Below are 22,932 nucleotides of genomic sequence, written 5' to 3'. Positions count from 1 at the left end.
CTCCTATCTCATCGCGTCCGCGCTTAGCGGATGTTGATGATCGTCTGGGTGACCTGGTCCTGCGTCGAGATCATCTGCGCGTTGGCCTGGAAGTTGCGCTGCGCGGTGATCATGTTGACCAGCTGTTCGGTGAGATCGACCGTGGAGGCTTCCAGCGCGCCGGACTGCAGCACGCCGAAGTCCGCCGTGTCCGGCGCGCCGGTGCGCGGGTCGCCGGAGGCGTAGGTTTCGGCCCACACGTTGTTGCCCTGTGGCGCCAGGCCCTGCGGATTGGTGAAGGTGGTCAGCGCGATCTGGCCCAGCGCCTGGTCGGCACCGTTGGAGTAACGCGCGTAAACCACGCCGGTTGGGTCGATGTCGATCTCGTTGAGTTTGCCGGCCGGGTAACCGTCCGGGTCGATCTCGCGCAGCGCGAACGCCGAGCCGTACTGCGCCGAACCGCCCAGGTTGAGCGTCAGGTTCATGACGCCCGCGCCGGTGGTCGGCGTGAACGGCGCCATCGGGATCTGGCCGTTGGCCGGCGCGATCAGCGCGCCGGAGCCGTTGAACTGCAGCGTCGTCGGCGCGCCCACGGCGGTGCCGTCGATGTAGTTGTAGACCTGCCATTCGTTGGCGTTGGCGGTCTTCACGAAATACGAGGTCTGCGTGTGGCCGACGCCCAGCGAGTCGTACACCGTCGCGCCGCCCGTGGAATGGCTGTAGGTGGTGGTGTCGGTCGGATCGAACGGCACGACCGTCGGCGCGGTGGCGTTGCCGGGCAGCGTCACCTGCATGTCCACGTTGGTGGAGGCCTGCGGCGGGCTGGTGGTGGTGAGCAGTTGCAGGTCGACGAGGCGGCCCACGTCGAAACCGTTTCCGTTGGCGTTGGGCGCGAACACCTGCAGGCGCTTGCCGTCGGGCGTGCCGATGAAGCCGTTGGGATCGGGCTGGAAGTTGCCGGCGCGGCTGTACACGCGCGCGCCGTTGTCGTTGAGGACGAAGAAGCCCTCACCGTCGATCGCCACGTCCATGCCGCGACCGGTCGGGTCGATGTTGCCCTGCGAGAACTGCTGCGCGACGTTGCTCAGCTTCACGCCCGAACCGATGGCGTTGCGCGACAGGCCGTAGGACGTGGAGGAGAACAGGTCGGCGAACTCGGCGCGCGATTCCTTGAAGCCGGTCGTGTTGACGTTGGCGATGTTGTTCGCCGTGACGTTGAGGTCGGCGTTGGCGGCGTTGATGCCGGACAGCGAAGTGTTGAAACCCATGAGGTGTTCTCCGGAGAGAGGAAGCATCCGTCCCGCGACCGGGAAGGATGTCGGTGTGGGATCGGAATCAGCGGATGCGCAGCACGTAGTCCATGGGCGCGGTGCCCAGTCCGGCCAGGTCGAGGAACACGCCGTCGCTGCCGACGGTGACGCTGTCCACGCGCGCCTCGACGTAGGTGCTCAGGTCCTTCTTCGTCTCGCCCGAGCCGTAGCTGGCGGTGACGCCGTAGGTGTCGGCGGGAAGACGCTTGCCGTCCGCGTCCTTGCCGTCCCATTCGAAGGAGACTTCGCCGGCCTTCTCGGCCTGCACGGTGAACTTGCGCACGCTCTGGCCGTTGGCGTCGGTGATCTCGAAGGTGACCGTGCCCGAGTCGGGCGCGGCGACCACGCCGTTGACGTTGCCTTCCGCGCCCAGCGACATCTTCGCCGAGGGCACCAGCACGTTGCGGCCGACGAGCGAAGCGCCGCGCAGCATCTGGTCGGTGGCGAGCGAGGAACTGAAACCGTCCATCGACGATTGCAGTCCCTGGATGCCCTGCACGGTGGAGAACTGCGCCAGCTGTCCGAGGAACTCGCTGTTCTGCATCGGGTTCAGCGGGTCCTGGTGCTGCAACTGTTCGGTCATCAGGCGCAGGAAATCGGCCTGGCCGAGCGAATCGGCTTTCTTCTTCGTGTCGCTGCCGGTGGCGCTGGTGCCGAGGCTGGCGGCGAAGTCGGAGATGGAGGTCATGTGCAGTCCTGACTGGCCCCCTCCCCTGCGTGCAGGGGAGGGTTGGGGAGGGGTTGCGAGGCCGCATCGCGGCGAGCTCGGCGCTGGCGCGCCTCACGACCCCCTCCCAACCTCCCCCTGCATGCAGGGGGAGGGGCAGGAAGACGGAGGTGACTACGCGCGCTCACCATCAACGCCCCATGTTCAACGTCGACAACGCCAGTTCCTTGGCGCTGTTGAACACCTCGACGTTGGCCTGGTAGCTGCGCGAGGCGGAAATGAGATCGACCATCTGCGCCACCGGATCCACCGCCGGCGCATACACGTAGCCCTGCGCGTCGGCGAGCGGATGGCCGGGTTCGTAGCGCTTGAGCGGTGCGTCGTTGCTTTCGCGCACTTCCACGACGTTGACGCCGGCCAGCGCCGGATCGCCCGGCACGCCTTCGGCGCGGAACACCGGCTGCTTGGCGCGATAGACCGCGTCGGGATTGCCGGCGACGGAATCGGCGTTGGCGAGGTTGGAGGCGATGGTCGACAGTCGCACCGACTGTGCGTTCATCGCCGAACCGGCGACGTCGAAGATGGGCAGGTTGCTCATGCGTCGTCTCCTTATTGGCCGGCGGCTTATTGGCCGGTAATCGCGGTGAGCATGCCGCGCACCTTGGATTCGACGAACGTCAGCGAGGCGCGGTACTCCAGCGCCGCCTGCGCGAACAGCGCGTGCTCGCGCTCGCCGTCGACGGTGTTGCCGTCGACGCTGGGCTGGCCGGACGGTCTTTCGTAGCGCGCGCCTTGCGCGGCCGCGCCGATGGCGTCGGCATTGGCGGCGTTGGGCTGCAACGCCGAGCGCAGGGCCGTGGTGAAGTCCAGGTCCTGTGCCTTGAAGTCGGGCGTGTCGGCGTTGGCCAGGTTGGCCGACAGCAACTGCAGCCGCTGCTCTCGCAGGGCCAGCGCGGTGCCGTGGATGCCAAGGAAGTCGGACATGACGCCTCCGGGGTCGGGTTCCCGGAGGGAGAGGCAAGGGCTGTGCCAGAGGGCGTCGGGATTGGGGATTCGAAAAGGCGCGACGCCTTTGCTTCTCCGAATCCCTAATCCCTGATCCCCAATCCCGGCTCTACGACAACGAATTCACCCGCGCCGTAACCCGCTGCGCCAGCTCGTGTTCCGAATACTTCGGCACGAAGTCGTCCGCGCCCACGCGCTCCACCATCGCCTGGTTGAACACGCCCGACAGCGAGGTGTGCAACAGCACGAACAGCCCGCGCAGGGCCGGATCGCGTCGGATTTCCGTCGTGAGGGTGTAGCCGTCCATGGCCGGCATCTCGATGTCGGAGATGACCATGGCGTAGCGCTCGTGCGGGACCACGCCGCCCTGGGCCAGCGTTTGCAGGTGCTCCAGCGCCTGGCGGCCGTCCGACAGCAGCGTCGCGCCCAGGCCCAGTTGTTCGAGCACGAGGCGGATCTGGTTGCGCGCCACGCGCGAGTCGTCCACCACCAGCACTTCGCGCGGCGCGGTGGGGCTGGTGGCGGCGAGCGGGGCGATCTGGTCGGCGTCGCTGGCGCGCGGCGCGGACTCGGCCAGCACGCTTTCCACGTCGATCAGCTGGATCAGCTCGCCGTGGTGGCGGGTGACGCCGGTGAGGTAATGCTGCTCGGCGCCGTGCTCCGGCGGCGGGTGGATGTCCTCCACCGCGATGTTGACGATGCGCTCCACCGCCGACACCAGGAAGCCCTGGACGGAACGGTTGAACTCGGTGACGACCAGGTACTTGGGTTCGACCGACGAGGCGTCGCCGTGGCCGATCGCACGCGCCAGGTCCAGCACCGGGATGCTGCGACCGCGCACGTCGGCCGCGCCGCTGAAGGCGCGCGGCAGCTGGGGCAGGGTGAACAGCGGCGGGCGCGTCAGGACCTCCTGCACCTTGAATACGTTCACGCCAAAAAGCTGACGCGTGCCCAGGCGGAACAGCAGCAGCGCCAGCCGGTTGTGGCCGGCCAGGCGGGTGCGTTGGTCGATGCGGTCGAGCAGGTCCTGACTCATGGTCGGGTTGTCGGCAGGGTGGGGCGGGACTTGAGCGCGATCCCTCTCCCTGGCCGCCTGCGGCGGCCTGTCCCTCTCCCGCAAGGGGAGAGGGACGACGTGCGGGCGACGACGCGTTTGCTGTCGCTGTTGCTGCTCCCTTCTCCCCTTGCGGGAGAAGGTGCCCGAAGGGCGGAAGAGGGGGCGCCTGCGCCCACACCGCATGCACTCGCCCTGCATCACCCGCGCCACGGCACAAATCCTGCAAGCCCACCACGAACCCGCTTCGGAGCCCCCCGTGCGCGCCACCTACATCGCCATGCTGACGCTCGCGCTGTGGCAGCCGCAGGCGCGGGCGACTGCGTTCCAGTCGCCCGACTCCATCCGCACCGCCGCCATCGCCGCGCTCGGAGCCAACACCCAGGCCGAGGCCGCCGTCGACTCGCAACTGCGCATGCCCGCCTGCACGCAGCCGCTTGCGACCACCGTCGCCGGGCCGGCTTCAGTCGCCGTGCGCTGCGCCGATACCCCGGGCTGGCAGGTCTACGTTCCGGTGAAGGTGCGACGCGAGGCCGACGTGGTCGTCCTTTCCCGGCCCGTGCGCGGGGACGAACCGATCGGGCCGCAACACCTTGCGGTGCAGCGGCGCGAACTCGGGGCCAACGCCGGAGCGGTCGTCACCGACCCGGGCGCCGTCATCGGCAAGCGCCTGCGCAAGGCGATGCCGGCCGGTGCGGTGCTCGGCCAGGACGACGTGGGCGGTGAGGACGCGCTCAAGCGCGGCGATCCGGTCACCCTGGTCTCGCGCGTCGGCGGCATGGAAGTGCGCATGGGCGGGCGGGCGCTCGGAGCAGGGCGGGTGGGGTCGACCGTCTCGGTCGAGAACACCGCCTCGCGCCGTATCATCCGGGGCCGACTGGTCGGTCCCGGGCTTGTAGAGGTCAATTTGTGACGGCTCCTGCAAACCTGTCAGGTTTTCCCCTCAAGTCCGTCCGCGGGCGGCCGTTATCCAGTTCGAACACGTTCTCCAGGAGTCAGCCATGACCCACAAGATCGACGGTGCCATGTCACCCGCGCTGCGCCAGGTGGAAGCCGCGGCCAGCACGTCCGTGCAGTCCCGCGCCGGGGCCGACCGCGGCCAGCCGGTGGGCGCGACCGCCGCGTCCGACCAGATTCGCCTGACCGGCGATGCCACGAACCTGCAGGCGCTGGAGCGCGAGCTCGGCTCGGCGCCGGCCGGCATCGACGTGGCCAAGGTCAACGCGATCCGCGCCTCGCTCGCCGACGGCAGCTACAAGGTCGACGCGCAGGCCGTCGCCGACCGCATGCTCTCGCTCGAGAACGCGCTGTCCAAGTGAAAGGCGCCGGGCGATGAGCGAAGCCTCGACGATCGGATCCAGCCTGGGCTCGGGCCCGCTGGAAGCGCTGGAACACGCGCTGCACGAGGAGCGCCGCGCGCTGCTCGAACACGACGTGGATGCGCTGCTGCGTTCGACCCAGGCCAAGCTGGTCGCGCTGCGGGCCGCCGAGGCCGCAGGCGCGAGCGGCGCTGATGCGCAGCGCGTGCTCGCGCTGAGCGAGCTCAACCAGGCCAACGGAGCGCTGCTGGCGCGCCGTCGCCGCGAAGTGAACTGGTCCCTGCGGCACCTCGGCCGACTCGACGCCGACACCGTATACGACGCCAGCGGGCAGTCCGGCGCCAAGGCGCAGAGCCGTCTGAACGTATCGGTCTGACCGGCGTTGCCAGGTCGGCCGCCGGATCAGGACTGAAGGTCGACCGAAATCTGTCATTGCCAGGTCGTGTCTTGCCATACACTCCCTTCCACTTCCTTGCCCGCGCCCCGGCGCGGACCATGTGGATTGATTGAGCCGGCCTGACGAGCGGCCTCGGAGTGGGATGAGCGAGCACACGATGGAAAGTACGGGCGACAGCATCTGGAGCGAGGACATGCTCTGGGCGGTCGCGATGTCCGACCTGGCGGTCTTCCTGCTCGACAGCGACGGATGCCTGCTGCACAGCAACGACGCCGGCCGCGTGCTGGCGATGCGCCTGCATCCCGACGATCCCCGTCCCGATCCGGCGAAGCTGCTGGACTACATCCCGGAACAGGGCTGGCAGATCGCCGTGCGCGACGGCCGCTGGATCGGCGAAGTCCCCACCGCGTTGCCGGGTCTGGTGCTGGAGATCAAGGCCTTCGCCGGGCGCGACCGCGGCCGCTGCCGCCGCTTCGCGGTGATGAGCGACATCTCCGTGCGTTCGGCGCGCGAAGGCGAACTGCGCCGCCGCCACGACGAACTGCAATCCACCTACGACCGCCTCGCCAGTGCGCAGGAACAACTGCTGCAATCGGAGAAGATGGCCTCCATCGGCCAACTCGCCGCGGGCGTCGCGCACGAGATCAACAACCCCATCGGCTACGTGCATTCCAACCTGGGCACGTTGCAGGAATACGTCGGCGCGCTGCTCGCGCTGCTGGACGGTTACGCCGACGCGTTGCAGTCCGACGATCCCACCGCGAGCCGCCCGCTGCTCAAGCGCCTGAGCGAACGCCTGGATGTGGACTTCATTACCGGGGACCTGCCCAAGCTGCTGGAGGAATCGCGCGAAGGCATCGAGCGCGTGACCAAGATCGTGCAGGACCTCAAGGAGTTCTCGCACGTCGAACGCGATGAGCCGATGCGTCCGTCGGACTTGCGCAAGGGCCTGGAATCCACGCTCAACATCGTCTGGAACGACCTCAAGTACAAGGCGAAGGTCGACAAGCATTACGACGAAGTGCCGCTGGTGGAGTGTTATCTGTCGGAGATCAACCAGGTCTTCATGAACCTGCTGATCAACGCCGGCCAGGCGATCAACGATCGCGGCCTGATCACGCTGGCGATGGGCACCGAAGGCGACGAAGTGTGGGTCAGCGTGGCCGACGACGGCGTCGGCATTCCCGAGGATGCGGTGCAGCGCATCTTCGATCCGTTCTACACGACCAAGCCGATCGGCCGCGGCACGGGACTGGGGCTGGCGATCGCGTACCGCATCGTCGCCAAGCACCACGGTCGCATCGAAGTGCACAGCCGCCCTGGGGCAGGCAGCAACTTCCGCGTGTTCTTGCCGATCTCGCAACCGGTGCTGTCGCGTCCGCGCGCGAACGCGAAGTAGCGCGGCGCACGGTTATCGCGGCGAAGAACGCCGGCAGTGAAGAACGCGGGCAGTCCAGCGAATGTCCGGCTGAAAAGAATCGTCATCCCGGCGAAGGCCGGGACCCAGGCCCGCAGCGAACGGGCACTCCCGCTCGCCAAACCACCCTCAACGGGCACAGGGTTCACTGCACACAGAATGCCCATGCGCCATCGGCCTGGGGCCAGCCTTTGCCCGCTTTCCGGGCGAGTCTCCCGCTTGCCGCTTCCGCCCTCCGATCACGTTCGAGCGTGCTAACGCTACCAATCGGCGCGTCCGTTCCTCATTTGCCGCGTCTGGTTTCTGATGAAACTTCTTGAGCAGAAGGAGGTTTGTTGCACTGCACGGTGACAAACTCGGCACAGTTTGCTTAATTTGCGTTAAGGCTTTGTGGTAGCGCTACCACTGTGACGCAATTGTCACTGCATGACGAAGTAGGAAATTCGTTACGCCTGCACGGGATCTTCAACCGTAAAAATAACGTTGGACCACGCGTTACGTTGCAACGGACGGTTCGTCGAACGTCCGGCTTTGGAGTTGGCAGGCGCGGCCTGCGGGGTGCCCTGGGGAGGGGCGATACATCCATCGATCGAAGTAGAGGGCAGACCACATGATTTGGTTTCGGTCCCACGCAGTAACGGCGTCCTGGAAGCAGTCGGCCACCATCGTGCCGCGCGAGGACATCAGCGGTTTTGCAACGTTCGGGAGGGTCGGCCAATGAGCCTGCGATCGAAGCGGTTCAAGCGTACGGCGATGTTCACCTTCGTCGGCGGCGTGCTCGTCATCAATCCAGTTTTCGCGCAGGACACGCAGGCGCAGCAGGCGCCCGTCGCGCAGCAGCGCCAGTCCGACGAAGCCACGACGCTCGACTCGGTCGTCGTCACCGGCCTGCGCAACAGCCTCAACCAGTCGATGGAACTCAAGCGCGAGTCGGCCGGCGTCGTCGATGCGATCAGCTCCGAGGACATCGGCAAGTTCCCCGACACCAACCTCGCCGAATCCCTGCAGCGCATCACGGGTATTTCGATCGAGCGTCGCGATGGTGAAGGCGCACAGGTCACCGCGCGTGGCTTCGGCCCGCAGTTCAACATGGTGACCCTCAACGGCCGCACCATTCCGGGCGCGGATGCGTTCGGTGCACCGGGCCAGGTGCCGATCGGCGGCATCGACGGCGGCACGCGTGCGTTCAACTTCGCGCAGCTCGCCTCGGAAGCCATCGACACGCTGGTCGTCTACAAGACCGGTCGTGCCAACATTTCTTCCGGCGGCATCGGCGCGACGATCGACATCCAGACCGATCGTCCGTTCGCGCACAGCGGCCTGGTCGCCAGTGCGGGCGCCAAGGCGGTGTACGACGAATCGCAGCCGTTCGACAGCGACATCACGCCGGAAGTCTCCGGCATCTTCAGCTACACCAACGACGACAAGACCTGGGGCGTCGGTCTGTCGGCCAGCTACCAGAAGCGCCACGGCGGTTCGGTGCAGTCCACCGAGAACGCATGGAACATGCAGCGCTGGACGGGTACCGACCCGGCCTTGCGTCCTGACGCGGTGCTGGTCAACGCGCCGGCGATCGGCCAGCTCTACGGCATGCCGAACGACCTGCGCTATGCCTTCGCCGACTTCGAACGCGAGCGCATCAACGGCCAGGCGGTGCTGCAGTTCGCACCGACCGACGCGTTGCAGTTCACCCTGGACTACACGTACTCCAGCAACGAGATCACCGAAGACCGCGGCGAGCAGACCATCTGGCTGCAGCGCGCCAACAGCTTCTCGCACCTGACCTTCGACACCAACGAAGCGGTCGCCACGCCGGTGTACCTGCGTGACATCGTCGGCACGAAGGACTTCGGCTACGAGCAGCAGCGCCAGGAACAGGAATACAAGCTCGATTCGCTCGGCTTCAACGCCAAGTGGGACGTGACCGAGCGGTTCCGCATGAGCTTCGACGGTCACAACACGACCTCGAAGAGCCTGCCGAACGATCCGACCACCGGCGGCAGCTCGACGTTCTTCTCCATCGCCGGCACCAACAACTGCACCGTGGGTCCGTACTGCGGCGGCAACTGGGCGCAGGAGCTGTGGTTCAACAACGGTCTGCCGATCGGCGCGCGCACCTGGTTCGCCAATCCGGCCGCGGCCGCTTCGAACACCGGCGGCGTCGTCAATCCGGACTTCCCGGTCGAGCAGATCGGTTCGCAGGTGCTGCGCATCAACTACCAGCGCCAGGAAACCGAAATCACGCAGGGCCGCATCGACGGCGAATACAACTTCGACGAAGGGCGCCTGCAGTTCGGTGTGGATTCCTCGCGCACTGAGATGACCCGCAAGCAGGCCACGGAAGCCTATTCGACCCTGGGCGACTGGGGCGTGGCGAACACCGGCAACGAGCCGGGGCTGGCCGAGCTCCTGCGGCCGGTGGACATCGTCGGCATGTTCGACGACTTCAGCGCGCCGGGTGCGGCACGCGGTGCGTGGCGCGGCAATGCCACGGCGGGTGCGTTGTGGGCCGGTGATTTCTACGGTGCCACCACGCGCTACAACCCGCAGCTGGCGGCCGACAACAAGATCAAGGAAGACACCGACGCGGCCTACGCCCAGATCGAACTGGACGGCACGCTCGGCGGCATGACGACCAACACGCGCATCGGTGTGCGTTACGAGAAGACCTACCTGACCTCGACCTCGCAGGTCGCAACGCCCAGCGCCATCCAGTGGCAGGCGAACAACGACTTCCGCATCCTGCGTTCGGACGACCAGCAGCCCTTCAGCGAGACGCACAGCTACGACTACGTCCTGCCGAACCTGGACTTCAGCATCGACATCACGGACGAGATCAAGGGCCGTGCGTCGTTCAGCAAGACCATCGCGCGTGCGCCGTACAACAACCTCTACGCGGGCCCGACGCCGAACCAGCCCACCGGTTCGATCCTGATCAACCCGTCCACCCGTGCCGGCGGCGACGCGCAGAACCCCGCGCTGGATCCGCTGGAATCGGACAACCTCGACCTTGCGATCGAGTGGTACTTCGCCGACGCCAGCTTCGTCTCGGTGACGTTCTGGAACAAGGACGTGAAGAACTTCATCGGCACCTCGGTGGTGCGTGAGCCGCTGTACGGACTCACCGACCCGACGTCCGGCCCCGACGCGCAGGCCGCGCTCGCGTTCCTGACCGGCGCGCAGTGCGCGGCGCAGGTCACGGCCGCAGGCGGCGACCTCGCGCAGGCGTGCTCGGCCAACGACACCGCGCTGTTCACCGCGGTGGCGATGCTGCGCAATGCCGGTGCCACGGGCGGCCTGGCCGCGTACGACGGTTCCTCGGCGCAGACGCTGGCGATGGAGAATGCCTACGACCTGGTGGGCGAGGCCGACGATCCGCTGTACGAGTTCGACGTCAACCGTCCGGTCAACCAGAACAGCGCCAACCTGCACGGTTGGGAAATGGGCGGCCAGTACTTCTTCGGCGAGTCGGGCTTCGGCATCTACGCCAACTACACGCTGGTGGACGGTGACGTCGCATTCGACAACACGGTGATCGAACGCGACCAGTTCGCGCTGCTCGGCCTGAGCGACACGGCCAACGTGATGTTCATGTACGAGAAGTTCGGCTGGTCCGTGCGCCTGGCATGGAACTGGCGCGACGAGTACCTGATCGCGGCGAACCAGAACGGTTCCAACCGCAATCCGTACTACGTCGAGGAGTACGAGCAGTGGGATCTGGGCGTGAACTACACGCTCAACGACAACTGGCAGTTCGGCCTGGAAGCGATCAACCTGACCGGCGAGGACGTGCGTTGGCACGGCCGCTCCGAGAAGCAGATCATCAAGCTGGTCGACCAGAGCCCGCGCTACATGCTGGGTGTCCGCTACAGGTTCTAAGGTTCGCGCCTTCCCTCCCGGGTGTCGCGACAGGGTTGGACCGCTGCCAGCGCAGCGGTCCGCCCTCCTGCCGGGAACGCGTCAATGGGCCATCCGTCGGCTGGTGTGATGGAGGCCTCGCAGGGGTTTCCCAAACGGGCCGGATGGGTGCATAAATCAGGCGAACCTCTCCGTCGCAATCTCATGGCCCGATACGAACTGCTCAACAACATCACGCACAAGGATCTGCGCGTCGTCACGCGCTTCGGCCGCGAGTTCGGCGACGACACCGGCATGGTCGTGGCATTCCCGACCGAATTCGCCGAACTGCAACGCGAATACCCGATCTTCTTCCGCAAGGATCCGGCCGGCGACGACTGGCAGGCCGTGGCGCTGCTCGGCCTGGAGGCGAAGGAAAACCTGTTCCTGCAGGGCGAACGCTGGAACGCCGCCTACCTGCCCGGCGCGGTGGCGAAGGGGCCGTTCCTGATCGGCTTCCAGGAGCGCCGCGTGGACGGCGAGCTGCGCCGCGAGCCGGTCATCCACGTCGACATGGACCACCCGCGCGTCGCCACGGGCGAAGGCGAGGCGGTGTTCCTGCCGCACGGCGGCAACAGCGCGTACCTGGACCACATCTCCTCCGTGCTGCGCGGCATCCGCGATGGCGTGGATGCGGGCAAGGCGATGTTCGCCGCGTTCGACGCGCTCGGCCTGATCCAGCCGGTCGCGCTGGAACTGCAACTGGACGAGCAGCATCGCGTCAGCCTGGCCGGACTGCACGGCATCGACCGCGAGCGGCTTGCCGCGCTCGACGCCGATGCATTGCACGGACTGCATCGCGCCGGCTATCTGGAAGGCGCGTACCTGGTGCTCGCCTCGATGCACAACCTGCGTCGCCTGATGGCGGAAAAGCAACGCCGCCTGCAACAGGCGGGGAATGCCTGATGGGCGACGTGGCCGTCGACGCGGGCGCCAAGGTCATCGGGCGGATCCGGGAGATCGACGGCCTGCGCGCGGACGCGCTGCCCATCGACGAACTGCTCGCCTCCGGCAAGCCCGCGGTGCTGCGCGGCATCGCGCGCGACTGGGGGCTGGTGAAGGAAGGCGCGCCTTCGATGACGGCGGCGATGGATTACCTGCGCCGCTTCGACAACGGCCAGCCGGTCACCTATTCCTGGGGCGCGCCCGAAGTGAAGGGGCGTCCGTTCTACAACGACGATTTCACCGATCTGAATTGCGAGGTCCGCCGCAGCGCACTGGCGCAGGTGCTCGACGAGATCGCCGCGCATGCCGGCGATGCCGCACCGCCCACGTACTACGTCGCCTCGCTGCTCGTGGACACGCGCCTGCCGGGCCTGCGCCAGACGAACGACCTCAACCTGGCCGCGCATAACATCGACGCGCCGCCGAGCATCTGGATCGGCAACCGCGTCACCGCCTCGTGCCATTACGACGCACTCAACAACATCGCGGTGTGTGCGGTGGGGCGCCGCCGTTTCACGCTGTTCCCGCCGGAGCAGGTGCACAACTTGTATCCGGGTCCGCTGGAGCCGACGCCGGGCGGGCAGGCGGTGAGCGTGGTGGACTTCGACGCACCGGACTTCCAGCGTTATCCACGTTTCCGCGACGCGCTCGCGGCGGGGCAGAGCGCCGTGCTGGAACCGGGCGACGCGATCTTCATTCCCAGCCTGTGGTGGCATCACGTGCAGGGGCTGGAAGCGTTCAACGTGCTGGTGAACTACTGGTGGAGCAGCGTTCCGGCGTACGTGCCCACGCCGATGCACGCGCTGTACCACGCGATGTGGACGATCCGCGACCGACCCGAGCGCGAGAAGCTGGCCTGGCGCGAGATCTTCGATTACTACGTGTTCGGCCCGGGCGAACGCGCCGGCGAGCATCTTCCGCCCGCCGCGCGCAACACGCTCGGTGCGGTGGACGAAACGCTTGCGCGGCAGTTGCGCGCGATGCTGATCGCCAAACTCAATCGTTAGTGCCGGCGCGTCCGGTGGCTTGCCGAAGTTGACGGGAGATAACGCAATGGAAAAGAGCAGAGTGCGGAAGGTAGTGATCGCCGGCGGCGGCACCGCGGGCTGGCTCGCGGCGATGGCGCTCACGCACCAGTTCCGCGATCTGCTGGAGGTGGTGCTGATCGAGTCCGAGCAGATCGGAACCGTCGGCGTCGGCGAATCGACCGTGCCGCCGATCCGCAACTTCCATCGCTTCGTGCAAATCGACGAGCAGGAGTTCCTGCGCGAGGTCGCGGGCACGTTCAAGCTGTCGATCTCCTTCGAGAACTGGATCCGCCCGGGCGTGCGCTACATCCACCCCTTCGGCATCACCGGGCAGAGCACGCTGGTGTGCGGCTTCCACCATTTCTGGCTGGAGAGCCTGAAGCGCGGCATGAAGTCCGAGCTGGGCGATTTCTGCCTGGAAACCGTCGCCTCGCGCGTGGACCGCTTCGCGCTGCCGCCGACGCCGCAGGTCAATTACGCCTATCACCTCGACGCAGGCCTGTATGCGCGCTTCCTGCGCCGCAAGGCGGAGGGCTACGGCCTCAAGCGACTGGAAGGCAAGATCCGCGAAGTGCGGCAGAACGGCGAATCCGGTTTCGTCGAAGCCCTCGTGCTGGAAGACGGGCAGGTTGTCGAAGGCGATTTCTTCATCGACTGCACGGGCTTCCGCGGGCTGCTGATCGAACAGACGCTCAAGACCGGCTACGAGGACTGGAACCAGTGGCTGCCGTGCGATCGCGCGGTGGCGGTGCAGACCGAGCCGCTCGGCGGGCCCGTGCCGTACACGCGTGCCATCGCGCACCAGGCCGGCTGGCGTTGGCACATCCCGTTGCAGCATCGCGTCGGCACCGGCTGGGTGTTCTCCAGCCGCCACATGTCCGACGACGAGGCGACGGCGAGCCTGCTGCGCGATGCGGTGGCCAAGCCCATCCGCGATCCGTGGCTGGTGCCGTTCCGTTCCGGCCGTCGCTTGAAGGCGTGGAACAAGAACGTGGTTTCGCTCGGCCTGGCCAGCGGTTTCATCGAGCCGCTGGAATCGACCAGCATCCACCTGGCGATGACGGCGATCGTGCGGCTGATCGAGGACTTCCCGTTCGAGGGCATCCCGCAGTCGATGGTGGAGGTCTACAACAACACCAGCCGCATCGAGATGGAGCACGTTCGCGACTTCATCATCCTGCACTACCACGCCAACCAGCGCGACGAGCCGATGTGGCAGCAGTGCCGGCAGATGGACGTGCCCGATTCGCTCTCCATCCGCCTGCGCGCCTGGCGCGAACGCGCGCATGCGTGGCAGGGCGCGAACGAACTGTTCCGCGTGGATTCGTGGACGCACGTCATGCTCGGCCAGGGCATCGTGCCGGAGCAGCATCATCCGCTGGCCCGGGCGTTGCCCGACGAGCAGTTCGAGCGCTTCTTCTCGCAGATCCGCCGGCCCATCGACGAGGCCGTCGCGAAGTTCCCAACGCAGCAGGAATTCATCGACCGCTACTGCAAGGCCGCGCCGGAAGTCTGGGGCGCGCGCCGGCCCGTGCAGGCATGAGCGGACCCGCGGGCCGTGCGCGGCCCGCTCCAACCAACTCGAACGCATAGAGGAGTCGAACGCGGTGAACGGACGCAACGTGAGACGGATCGGCGGTGGCCTGTTGATGACGGCGCTCGTGCTGGCATTGGCGGCATGCAAGGGCGATGAGAAGAAGGACGCGAGCGCGACGGCGCAGGCCGAGCAATCGCCCTGGCCCGAAGTGAAATGGCCGTTTCCGGAAGATCCTGCGCTGGAGAAGCGCATCAGCGATCTGATGGCGACGATGACGGTGGAGGAGAAGGTCGGCCAGCTCGTGCAGGGCGACATCAGCAGCATCAAGCCGGAGGACCTGCGCAAGTACCGGCTGGGCTCGGTCCTCGCCGGCGGCAATTCCGACCCGGACGGCCAGTACAACGCCACGCCCGCGCAGTGGCTCGCGCTCGCCGACGCGTTCTACGAAGCGTCCATGGACACTTCCGGCGGCGGCAAGGCGATTCCGGTGGTCTTCGGCATCGACGCCGTGCACGGTCAGAGCAACATCGTCGGCGCGACGTTGTTCCCGCACAACATCGGCCTGGGCGCCACGCGCAATCCGGAACTGCTGCGCCGCATCGGCGAGATCACCGCGCTGGAGACGCGCACCACCGGCATGGAGTGGGCGTTCGCGCCGACCGTCGCGGTGCCGCAGGACGATCGCTGGGGCCGTTCGTACGAAGGCTATTCCGAATCGCCCGATGTCGTGGCCAGCTTCGCCGGCGCGATGGTGGAGGGCCTGCAGGGCAAGGTCGGCACGAAGGAGTTCCTCGACGGGCGGCACGTCATTTCGTCCGTGAAGCATTTCCTCGGCGACGGCGGCACCGCCAACGGCGAAGACCAGGGCGACACGCAGCTCAGCGAAGCCGAACTGGTGCGCATCCACGCGGCGGGCTATCCGCCGGCGATCGCGGCCGGCGCGCAATCCGTCATGGCCTCGTTCAACAGCGTCAACGGCGTGAAGATGCACGGCAACAAGTCGCTGCTCACCGACGCGCTGAAGGGGCGGATGAATTTCGGCGGCTTCGTCGTGGGCGACTGGAACGGCCACGGCCAGGTCGAAGGCTGCACCATCACCGACTGCCCGGCGACGATCAACGCCGGCCTCGACATGGCGATGGCGCCCGACAGCTGGAAGGGCTTCTACGAAACCACGCTCGCCGCAGTGAAGGCCGGCGAGATTTCGCAGGAGCGGCTCGACGATGCAGTGCGCCGCATCCTGCGCGTGAAGTACCGGCTGGGCCTGTTCGAGGCCGGCAAGCCGTCGCAGCGTGCGGTGGGCGGCAAGTTCGAGCTGCTCGGTGCGCCCGAGCATCGCGCCGTCGCGCGCCAGGCCGTGCGCGAATCGCTGGTGCTGCTGAAGAACCAGGATCGCGTGCTGCCGCTGCAGCCCAACCAGCGCATCCTCGTCGCCGGCGACGGCGCCGACGACGTGGGCAAGCAGGCCGGCGGCTGGACGCTCAGCTGGCAGGGCACCGGCAACAAGCGCGCCGACTTCCCCAACGCCGACTCGATCTTCGAAGGCATCGCGCAGCAGGCCAAGGCGGCCGGCGGCGAAGCGGTGCTGTCGGTCGATGGCAGCTTCACGCAGAAGCCGGACGTGGCGATCGTGGTGTTCGGCGAGGATCCGTACGCGGAGTTCCAGGGCGACATCCCGAACCTGCTCTTCCGCCCGGGCAACGACGAACACCTCAAGCTGATGCAGCGCCTCAAGGCCGCCGGCATCCCGGTGGTGTCGGTGTTCCTCAGCGGCCGTCCGTTGTGGATGAACCGCGAGATCAACGCGTCCGATGCCTTCGTCGCAGCGTGGCTGCCGGGCTCGGAAGGCGGCGGCATCGCCGACGTCCTGCTGCGCAAGCCCGATGGCAGCGTGCAGCACGACTTCAAGGGCAAGCTCAGCTTCAGCTGGCCGCGCGACGCCGCGCAGGTCGCCAACAACGTCGGGCAGAAGGACTACAACCCGCAGTTCGCCTTCGGCTTCGGCCTGACCTATGCCGACGACGGCAACCTCGCCGCGCTGCCGGAGGAGTCGGGCGTGAAGGCCGGGCAGACGGAAGCGGGCACGTTTTACGGGCGCGGATCGCTCGCCGACGGCATCGTGCTGCGCTTGTCGAATGCGGCCGGACAGAAGCTCGACGTGACGACCGTGCCGGCAAAGCTGCCAGACGGCAGCCTGGAAGTCACCGCCGTCGACCACGAAGCGCAGGAAGACGCGCGGCGCTTCACGTGGTCGGGCAAGCCGGCAGCGACGGTATCGCTCGTTTCCTCGACGCCGCGCAGCCTCATGCGCGAGGCCAACGGCGACGTGATGCTGGTGCTGACGGTGCGTCCGGACAAGGCGCCGGCGGGCGACGTCTCCATTGGCGTGACCTGCGGCGAAGGCTGCAAGCCGGCGAGCCTGCCGATCCGCGCGGCGCTGTCGAAGTTGCCGGCGGGGCAGTGGACTCGCTTCGGTGTCCTGCTGAAGTGCTTCGGCACGGCCGGCGCGGATCTGCGCAAGCTGGACTCGGTCATGACGCTGGAAAGCGCCGGTGCGTTGCAGCTGTCGATCTCGCGCATCGAGCTGGGTGCGTTGAACGAAGCGCAGCAAACGCTGGACTGCGCGCACTGAGCATGACGGGCGCCGCGCTTCGCGGCGCCCGGTCGTCGCCCCCGCGCGTGCGGGGCGATGCACTAGCCGGAGGTTGCGCGCATCGCCGGAAGCCGACGCGATCGCCGCACGCGCACGAGCCAGAACAGCAGCACGCCGAACGGCGCCACCGCCAGCACGATCAGCACGGGCGAGCCGCGCACGGCCTGCGGCATCACGTCCTGCTGGCCGAGGAAGAACGAGCCGGTGGCGATGAACAGTGCGAAGCACATCCGGCCCAGGTGACGCGTGATGCGCTGCGTCGGCGACAGTGCGCCGCGCAGGACGAAGCGCAGGTCGAACAGCCCCGCGCACAGGCACAGCGAGCCCAATACGAAGAGACCGACCGGGCCCGGTGGCGCGGGATTCGGTACGTGAGCGCGCGCCGCGGCGACGGCACCGGCGAGTATCGCCAGCCCCAGCAGCAGCCCGCCCGCGCACGCGATGCGTTCCGGCCAGCCCGGCGCGCCGCGGCGGTGCGCCGCCATCCATGCGGTGACGACGAAGTAGCACACCATCAGCCCGCCGACGGGCGATTCCGGCGGCGTCTTGCGCGGCGACAGCACCGCCGCGGTGATGCCGAGCACGAGCATCGCCACGCAGAACCCGCGCCCGACCGCCATGTGCGTGGTGCCGCCCTTGCGCGCCGCCACCGCCACCGTGCCGGCGGCCAGTGCGGTCAGGCCGGCGGCAATGTGGAGCCAGGTGATCGCATTCATCGCGAATCTCCTCGTCGCGTGGATGGGCGCAGCTAGTCGCCGGGTGCGTCGGCGCGGAACTCCAGCAGGTCGCCGGGCTGGCAATCCAGTGCGATGCAGATCGCCTCCAGCGTCGCGAATCGCATGCCGCGCGCCTTGCCGGTCTTGAGGATCGACAGGTTGGCCAGAGTGATGCCGACCTTGCCGGACAGCTCGGTGAGCGTCATGCGGCGGTCGTGCAGCACTTCGTCGAGTTTCACGAAGATGGCCATGTCAGATCATCGTTCCCAGGTCGTCGCGCAGCTGCGTGCCTTCCTCGAACACCCGCGCCAGCACGAACAGCAGCACCACCGCGAGCCAGCCGGTGAGCGAGAACTTCCACTCGATGTTCGAGCCCGCGGCGTTGATCAACGCCGCCATCACGCCGAAGGCCAGGTCGAGCAGCTGGGTGACGAGCACGCACCAGGCGATGGTCTTCAGCCGCACGGCGTTCTCCGGCACGAACGGATCGCCGGCGCCGACGGTGCCGACCACGTCCAGCAGCCGCGAGAGCGAGACGTGGACGGCGGCGACCATCGGCAGCGCGAGCAGCATCCAGGTCCGGAGCACCGGAAGCAGCCACGACGGGTCGATGCTCGCGGGCCGCTTGCTGAAGAACTCGAAGAAGGTCGAGGCGAACGGGAAGGTGGCCACGAAGGCGACGACCAGCCCGATGCCCGTGGCGAGGTTCAGCACTCGCATGAGGATGAGCAGGAAGCGCGACGCGCCGAGCGCGGCGGACGGGGTCTGGACCACGGTGGCTCTCCCGGACGTTTATTGCCGGACGATATCTCACTTATCGTTTAACGGCAATGTATATATTTTGAAACGATATGCGGGCCGCATCCAAGACTTCGTGCCTGAGTCCCGGCCTTCACCGGGATGACGGCACCTGAGCCCCTCTCCCGGCGGGAGAGGGTTGGGGTGAGGGGCGGCGGAGTGGTGGCGGTGAAGTCTCGCGATCACCGTTTCGTACCGCTGCGCCTAACGCAGGGCGCAGAGCCAAATGGATCCCAGCTTTCGCGGGATGACGAGATGTGGGCGGAGACGGCGAGGGCCTGGGTCCCGGCCTTCGCCGGGATGACGGGATGGCCTGACGGATCGCGTCTGCCCGGATCGATCGCTTCCGCCGGCTCAGTAGACCGACTCGCCCGCCGCCCGCCGCTCATGCGCGCGGAACGCATCGAGGATGTGCTCGCGCAGTTCCTCGTCGTTCCACGGCTTGGTGAGGAAGCGGTAGATCGCGCCGCGGTTGATCGCCTCGGTGATCGTCGCCAGGTCCGTGTAGCCCGACAGCACCATGCGGATGGTGTCCGGGTACAGGTCGCGCACGCGGGTGAGGAACTCGGTGCCGCTCATGTCGGCCATGCGCTGGTCGGAGAGGATCACCTGCGCGGAGTTGCTAGCCAGCAGATCGAACGCTTCGCGCGTGCTGCTGGCGGTGAGTATCTGGTAACCGTCGCGACGGAACAGGCGCACCAGAGAGCGCAGCACGTTCTCTTCATCGTCGAGCAGCAGCAGCGTGCGTTCCGGCCGCGTCGCCGCGAACGCGCCGGGCAGCAGGAAGCGCTTGCGCACCATTTCGCCCAACTGGTCCGCCGGTTGCGACGGACTGAACAGATAGCCCTGGAAGAAATCGCAATGGTTGCGGCGCAGGAAGCCCAGTTCGGCCTCGCTCTCCACGCCCTTGGCGATTACCTTCATGCCCAACTGGTGACCCATCGCGATGATGCCGCGCACGATCGCCGCGCTGCGCGGGTCGCTGGCGACGTTGCGGATGAAGCTGCGATCGATCTTGATGCGGTCCAGCGGGTATTGGCCGAGCGCGGCGAAGCTGAGCCCGCCCAGGCCGAAGTCCTGCACCGTCAGCGTCGCGCCCATCGCGCGCAGGCCGGCGAGCGTGTCGTGCACGCGATGGCTGTCGGTGACCAGCACGCTTTCGGGAATCTCGAACTCGAGCGCATTGCCCGGCAAACCGTAGCGATGCAGCAGCCCGCCGATGCGGTCCAGGCAATCGCGCTGCACCAGCAGCGGGCCGGACAGGTGCACCGACATCGACAGGTAATCCAGCCCTTCCGCGCGCCACTGCGCGAGCTGTGAAATCGCCGACTCCACCACCCACGCGCCCAGGCGCGCGGACAAACCCACGCGGTTGATCGGCTCCAGGAACTGGCTCGGTCGCAACAGTCCGCGTTCGGTCTGCCAGCGCAGCAGCGCGGCGAAACCGGTGACGCCGCCGTCGTGCGCGGCGACCTGCGGCTGGTAGTAGAGGCGGAATTCGCCGCGATCGAGCGCTTCGACGAAACGCTGCGCGAAGCCGTCGTTCGGCGCGGCGCGATCCACCGCCGCCGAATACAGGCCGACGTTGTTCAGACCGTCCTGCTTGACGCGACGCAGCGCTTCTTCCGCCTTCGACAACAGCGTGGCGGCGTTCGGCGCGTGGTCGGGGAACACGGCGATGCCGATGGAGAGCGTCACCGGCAACGTGTACGGCGGGATCGACAGCGGCGTCTCGAAGGCGTCGCGCAGGCGCTCGGCCAGGCCGCCGCCGTCGAGCTCGCCGTCGCGGTAGCCGATGCCGATGACGAACTCGTCGCTGGTCAGGCGCCAGATCCAGCCTTCGCGCGGCACGGCGCGGCGAAGGCGCTGGGCGATGGCGGCCAGCGCCTGATCGCCCGTCGTCGTGCCCATGTTGGTGTTGATCGACCGGAACATGTCCACGTCGATGTGCAGCAGCGCGATGCGGCGCTTGGTCGCACCGGCGACCGCGATGGCGGTCGCCAGGCTGGGGCCGTTCGCGCCGAGGCGATGCAGTCCCGTGATCGGGTCTACCGCGGTATCAACCTGTTCGTCGTACCGCTGGGCCACTTCATTTACTTCTTGTCGGACGGGGGAGTCGCTGGCTCGCTGCCGAAATCGCCGTCCGCCGAGGCCGCCAGATAAGCGAACACCGCGTAGGCCGCGACGTTCTGCGCCAGCGCCTGCGGGTCGATTTTATCGAACGTGTCGTCCGGGGTGTGGTGAAAATCGAAGTAGTCCGTTCCATCCTGCGCAAGTCGCGCCCAGGCCACGCCGTTCGCGGCCGAGGGACCGATGTCCGGGCCCGCGCCGCCCTGACCGGGCGTGTACTCGATGCCCAGCGGCTCCAGCGCCTGCGCGATCTGCGCGTCGGCGGCCTTGGCGTATTCAGGCGCGGAGCTGGAATAGGCGTAGATGCGGCCGGCGCCGAAGTCGCTTTCGGCGGCGATCTGGTGCCGGGCGACATCGCTGGCATGCGCGACCGCATAGGCCTTGCCGCCGTGCAGGCCCTGTTCTTCGTTGGAGAAGGCGACCACGCGGATCGTGCGGGCGGGGTGCTGCTTGAGATCGCCGATGAGCTTGGCGGCGGCCATGGTCAGGCCGACGCCCGCGCCGTCGTCGATGGCGCCGGTGCCCAGGTCCCACGAATCCAGGTGGCCGCCGATCAGCACGACCTCGTCGGGCTTCTTGCTGCCGCGGATCTCGCCGATGACGTTCTGCGAGGTGTAGGTGCCGTCCCAGCCGCAGTCCAGCGCGACGCGCACGGTCACCGGCTTGCCGAGTGCCAGCAGGCGGGCGAGCTGGTCGGCGTCGGGCACCGCGAGCGCCGCGGACGGAATCGGCGTGAGGCCTTCGTCGAAGCGGGTGATGCCGGTGTGCGGGTTGCGGTGCGAGTCGGTGCCGGCCGAGCGCATCAGGTAGGCGCTGGCGCCGGCGCGGATCGCCGCCGACGGGCCCTTGCTGCGCACGCGCGAGCCCGGGCCGTAGCCGGCGCCGTCGCGGGCGCGTTCCATCTTGTAGTCGACGAAGGCGATCTTGCCGGCGAGCGAACCGGCCGGCGCGGCTTCCAGCGCGGCCAGGTCGGCGAAGCGCACGACCAGCGCTTCGACCGTGCCCGCCGGGCTTCCACCGAGCGCGGTCAGGTGCAGCGGCTGTCGGTTGGCGCCGACGACCTGCGCCGACTCGCTGCGGCGTTCCCACTTCGGGAAGGTGACCGGCTCGGTCCAGACCTTGTCGAAGCCCAGTTCCTTGAACTTGGCCACCGCCCACGCGACGGCGCGCGCGTCGGCTTCGCTGCCGGCCAGGCGCGGGCCGACTTCGGTGGTCAGCGATTCGGTGATGCGGTAGCCCAGATCGCTCTTCAGCGCCGTCTCGCGCAGTTGCGCGGCGGTGGCGATGGCGTTGTCGGGGATGCGCGTCTCGCGCTGCGCGGCGTGGCCACCGGCGGTGGCAGCGAACAGACAGGTGGCGATCGCCACCGACAGCATTGCGCGCATCAAACAGCTCCCCTGGGTGAGTCGAAAACGGACGAAACGCCGAGGGTAGCAAGTCGCCGCGCGGGGGCAGGGTGTCGGTAGTCACGCGACGGTGCGCGAAAATTTGCCGGGTGTGGCCGAAGCCGGTTGGGCGCGGGTGACGCGGCTCGTGCTGTCATTCCGTGAGGCCCGTCGCCGACCAGAACAACGTCATCCCGGCCTTCGCCGGGACGACGGCTCCGTGGCGTGCCTGGCAGAGCGTCGGCGCAGTTGCGCCTTACTTCTTCAGCGAATCGCGGATCTCGCGCAGCAGCAGCACGTCTTCCGGCGTCGCCGGTGCGGCAGCGGGCGTGCGCACGCGGTTGTAGGCCTTCAGGAACAGGAAGATCACCAGCGCGATCAGCGTGAAGTCGATGATCGTCTGGATGAACATGCCGTAGCGGATCGCCAGCTCGGCGGCGACTTCCTTGCCGGCCGAATCCAGCTGGGCCGACTTGATGACGTATTTCCAGTCGCTGACGCTCACGCCCTTGGTGAACGCGCCGATCGCGGGCATCACGATGCCGTCCACCAGCGCCGTCACGATCTTGCCGAAGGCCGCACCGATCACCACACCGACGGCGAGATCGACGACGTTGCCGCGCGAGATGAATTCCTTGAACTCGGTCATCAGGCCCATGGCGTTGCGGTCTCCTGGGTTGATTGGATGGAACCGG

General features: G+C 67.5%; 20 protein-coding genes. 9 read left to right on the top strand and 11 right to left on the bottom strand.

Going from position 1 to position 22,932, the window contains the following annotated elements:
- Window positions 1-23 precede the first annotated feature (23 nt).
- The 5 genes from flgE to AAFF32_RS18825 form a co-directional block, all read right to left on the bottom strand.
- Window positions 24-1,247, bottom strand: coding sequence for a flagellar hook protein FlgE (gene flgE / locus AAFF32_RS18845; RefSeq protein WP_342316009.1), 1,224 nt, complete (start codon window positions 1,245-1,247; stop codon window positions 24-26).
- 67 nt (window positions 1,248-1,314) lie between these two features.
- Window positions 1,315-1,977, bottom strand: a complete 663-nt coding sequence (locus AAFF32_RS18840) for a flagellar hook capping FlgD N-terminal domain-containing protein (protein WP_342316008.1) — start codon at window positions 1,975-1,977, stop codon at window positions 1,315-1,317.
- Window positions 1,978-2,146: 169 nt separating this feature from the next.
- Window positions 2,147-2,554 carry a flagellar basal body rod protein FlgC gene (flgC, locus tag AAFF32_RS18835; RefSeq protein ID WP_137834186.1) on the bottom strand — a complete coding sequence of 136 codons (408 nt, stop codon included), beginning with the start codon at window positions 2,552-2,554 and terminating at the stop codon, window positions 2,147-2,149.
- 26 nt (window positions 2,555-2,580) lie between these two features.
- Window positions 2,581-2,940 (bottom strand): flagellar basal body rod protein FlgB, encoded by a 360-nt coding sequence (flgB, locus tag AAFF32_RS18830; protein ID WP_216963853.1) that lies wholly within the window; start codon window positions 2,938-2,940, stop codon window positions 2,581-2,583.
- Window positions 2,941-3,070: 130 nt separating this feature from the next.
- A complete protein-coding gene (locus AAFF32_RS18825; RefSeq protein ID WP_216963850.1) occupies window positions 3,071-3,997 on the bottom strand; it encodes a chemotaxis protein CheV in 927 nt (308 codons plus the stop codon).
- Window positions 3,998-4,274: 277 nt separating this feature from the next.
- Here AAFF32_RS18825 and flgA point away from each other — a divergent pair, with 277 nt between their 5' ends.
- The 9 genes from flgA to AAFF32_RS18780 all read left to right on the top strand — a co-directional run bounded on the left by flgA (window position 4,275) and on the right by AAFF32_RS18780 (window position 17,187).
- A complete protein-coding gene (gene flgA, locus AAFF32_RS18820; protein ID WP_216963847.1) occupies window positions 4,275-4,928 on the top strand; it encodes a flagellar basal body P-ring formation chaperone FlgA in 654 nt (217 codons plus the stop codon).
- Between the two features lie 88 nt (window positions 4,929-5,016).
- Window positions 5,017-5,334, top strand: a complete 318-nt coding sequence (flgM, locus tag AAFF32_RS18815) for a flagellar biosynthesis anti-sigma factor FlgM (protein ID WP_216963844.1) — start codon at window positions 5,017-5,019, stop codon at window positions 5,332-5,334.
- A gap of 13 nt (window positions 5,335-5,347) precedes the next feature.
- Window positions 5,348-5,710 (top strand): flagellar protein FlgN, encoded by a 363-nt coding sequence (locus tag AAFF32_RS18810; RefSeq protein WP_216963842.1) that lies wholly within the window; start codon window positions 5,348-5,350, stop codon window positions 5,708-5,710.
- Between the two features lie 163 nt (window positions 5,711-5,873).
- Window positions 5,874-7,130, top strand: coding sequence for an ATP-binding protein (locus tag AAFF32_RS18805; RefSeq protein ID WP_342316007.1), 1,257 nt, complete (start codon window positions 5,874-5,876; stop codon window positions 7,128-7,130).
- A gap of 735 nt (window positions 7,131-7,865) precedes the next feature.
- Window positions 7,866-11,027: a TonB-dependent receptor gene (locus AAFF32_RS18800; protein ID WP_216963839.1), complete on the top strand. Its 3,162-nt coding sequence runs from the start codon at window positions 7,866-7,868 to the stop codon at window positions 11,025-11,027.
- Between the two features lie 183 nt (window positions 11,028-11,210).
- The gene (locus AAFF32_RS18795; protein WP_216963836.1) at window positions 11,211-11,951 is read left to right on the top strand and encodes a SapC family protein; all 741 of its coding nucleotides are present in this window, start codon (window positions 11,211-11,213) and stop codon (window positions 11,949-11,951) included.
- Window positions 11,951-12,997: a cupin-like domain-containing protein gene (locus AAFF32_RS18790; protein WP_342316005.1), complete on the top strand. Its 1,047-nt coding sequence runs from the start codon at window positions 11,951-11,953 to the stop codon at window positions 12,995-12,997. Before AAFF32_RS18795 ends, AAFF32_RS18790 begins: the two co-directional genes overlap by 1 nt.
- A gap of 46 nt (window positions 12,998-13,043) precedes the next feature.
- Window positions 13,044-14,561: a tryptophan halogenase family protein gene (locus AAFF32_RS18785; RefSeq protein WP_216963830.1), complete on the top strand. Its 1,518-nt coding sequence runs from the start codon at window positions 13,044-13,046 to the stop codon at window positions 14,559-14,561.
- A gap of 106 nt (window positions 14,562-14,667) precedes the next feature.
- Window positions 14,668-17,187, top strand: coding sequence for an exo 1,3/1,4-beta-D-glucan glucohydrolase (locus AAFF32_RS18780; protein ID WP_342317313.1), 2,520 nt, complete (start codon window positions 14,668-14,670; stop codon window positions 17,185-17,187).
- 62 nt (window positions 17,188-17,249) lie between these two features.
- On the opposite strand, the gene AAFF32_RS18775 is transcribed toward AAFF32_RS18780, so the two are convergent.
- From AAFF32_RS18775 to mscL, 6 genes are all read right to left on the bottom strand, one after another.
- Window positions 17,250-17,924, bottom strand: coding sequence for a hypothetical protein (locus AAFF32_RS18775; RefSeq protein WP_342316003.1), 675 nt, complete (start codon window positions 17,922-17,924; stop codon window positions 17,250-17,252).
- A gap of 32 nt (window positions 17,925-17,956) precedes the next feature.
- A complete protein-coding gene (locus tag AAFF32_RS18770) occupies window positions 17,957-18,175 on the bottom strand; it encodes a helix-turn-helix transcriptional regulator (RefSeq protein WP_216963824.1) in 219 nt (72 codons plus the stop codon).
- 1 nt (window position 18,176) lies between these two features.
- Window positions 18,177-18,698, bottom strand: coding sequence for a DUF2975 domain-containing protein (locus AAFF32_RS18765; RefSeq protein ID WP_216963822.1), 522 nt, complete (start codon window positions 18,696-18,698; stop codon window positions 18,177-18,179).
- A 378-nt stretch (window positions 18,699-19,076) separates the two neighbouring features.
- Window positions 19,077-20,810, bottom strand: coding sequence for an EAL domain-containing protein (locus AAFF32_RS18760; RefSeq protein WP_216963819.1), 1,734 nt, complete (start codon window positions 20,808-20,810; stop codon window positions 19,077-19,079).
- A 5-nt stretch (window positions 20,811-20,815) separates the two neighbouring features.
- Window positions 20,816-22,228, bottom strand: a complete 1,413-nt coding sequence (locus AAFF32_RS18755; RefSeq protein ID WP_342317312.1) for a M28 family peptidase — start codon at window positions 22,226-22,228, stop codon at window positions 20,816-20,818.
- A gap of 265 nt (window positions 22,229-22,493) precedes the next feature.
- Window positions 22,494-22,895, bottom strand: coding sequence for a large-conductance mechanosensitive channel protein MscL (gene mscL / locus AAFF32_RS18750; RefSeq protein ID WP_216963817.1), 402 nt, complete (start codon window positions 22,893-22,895; stop codon window positions 22,494-22,496).
- Between the last annotated feature and the right edge of the window lie 37 nt (window positions 22,896-22,932).

The sequence above is a fragment of the Lysobacter sp. FW306-1B-D06B genome (genome assembly GCF_038446665.1).
Taxonomy (GTDB): domain Bacteria; phylum Pseudomonadota; class Gammaproteobacteria; order Xanthomonadales; family Xanthomonadaceae; genus Lysobacter_J.
This window is presented reverse-complemented; position numbering and strand designations above follow the sequence as displayed.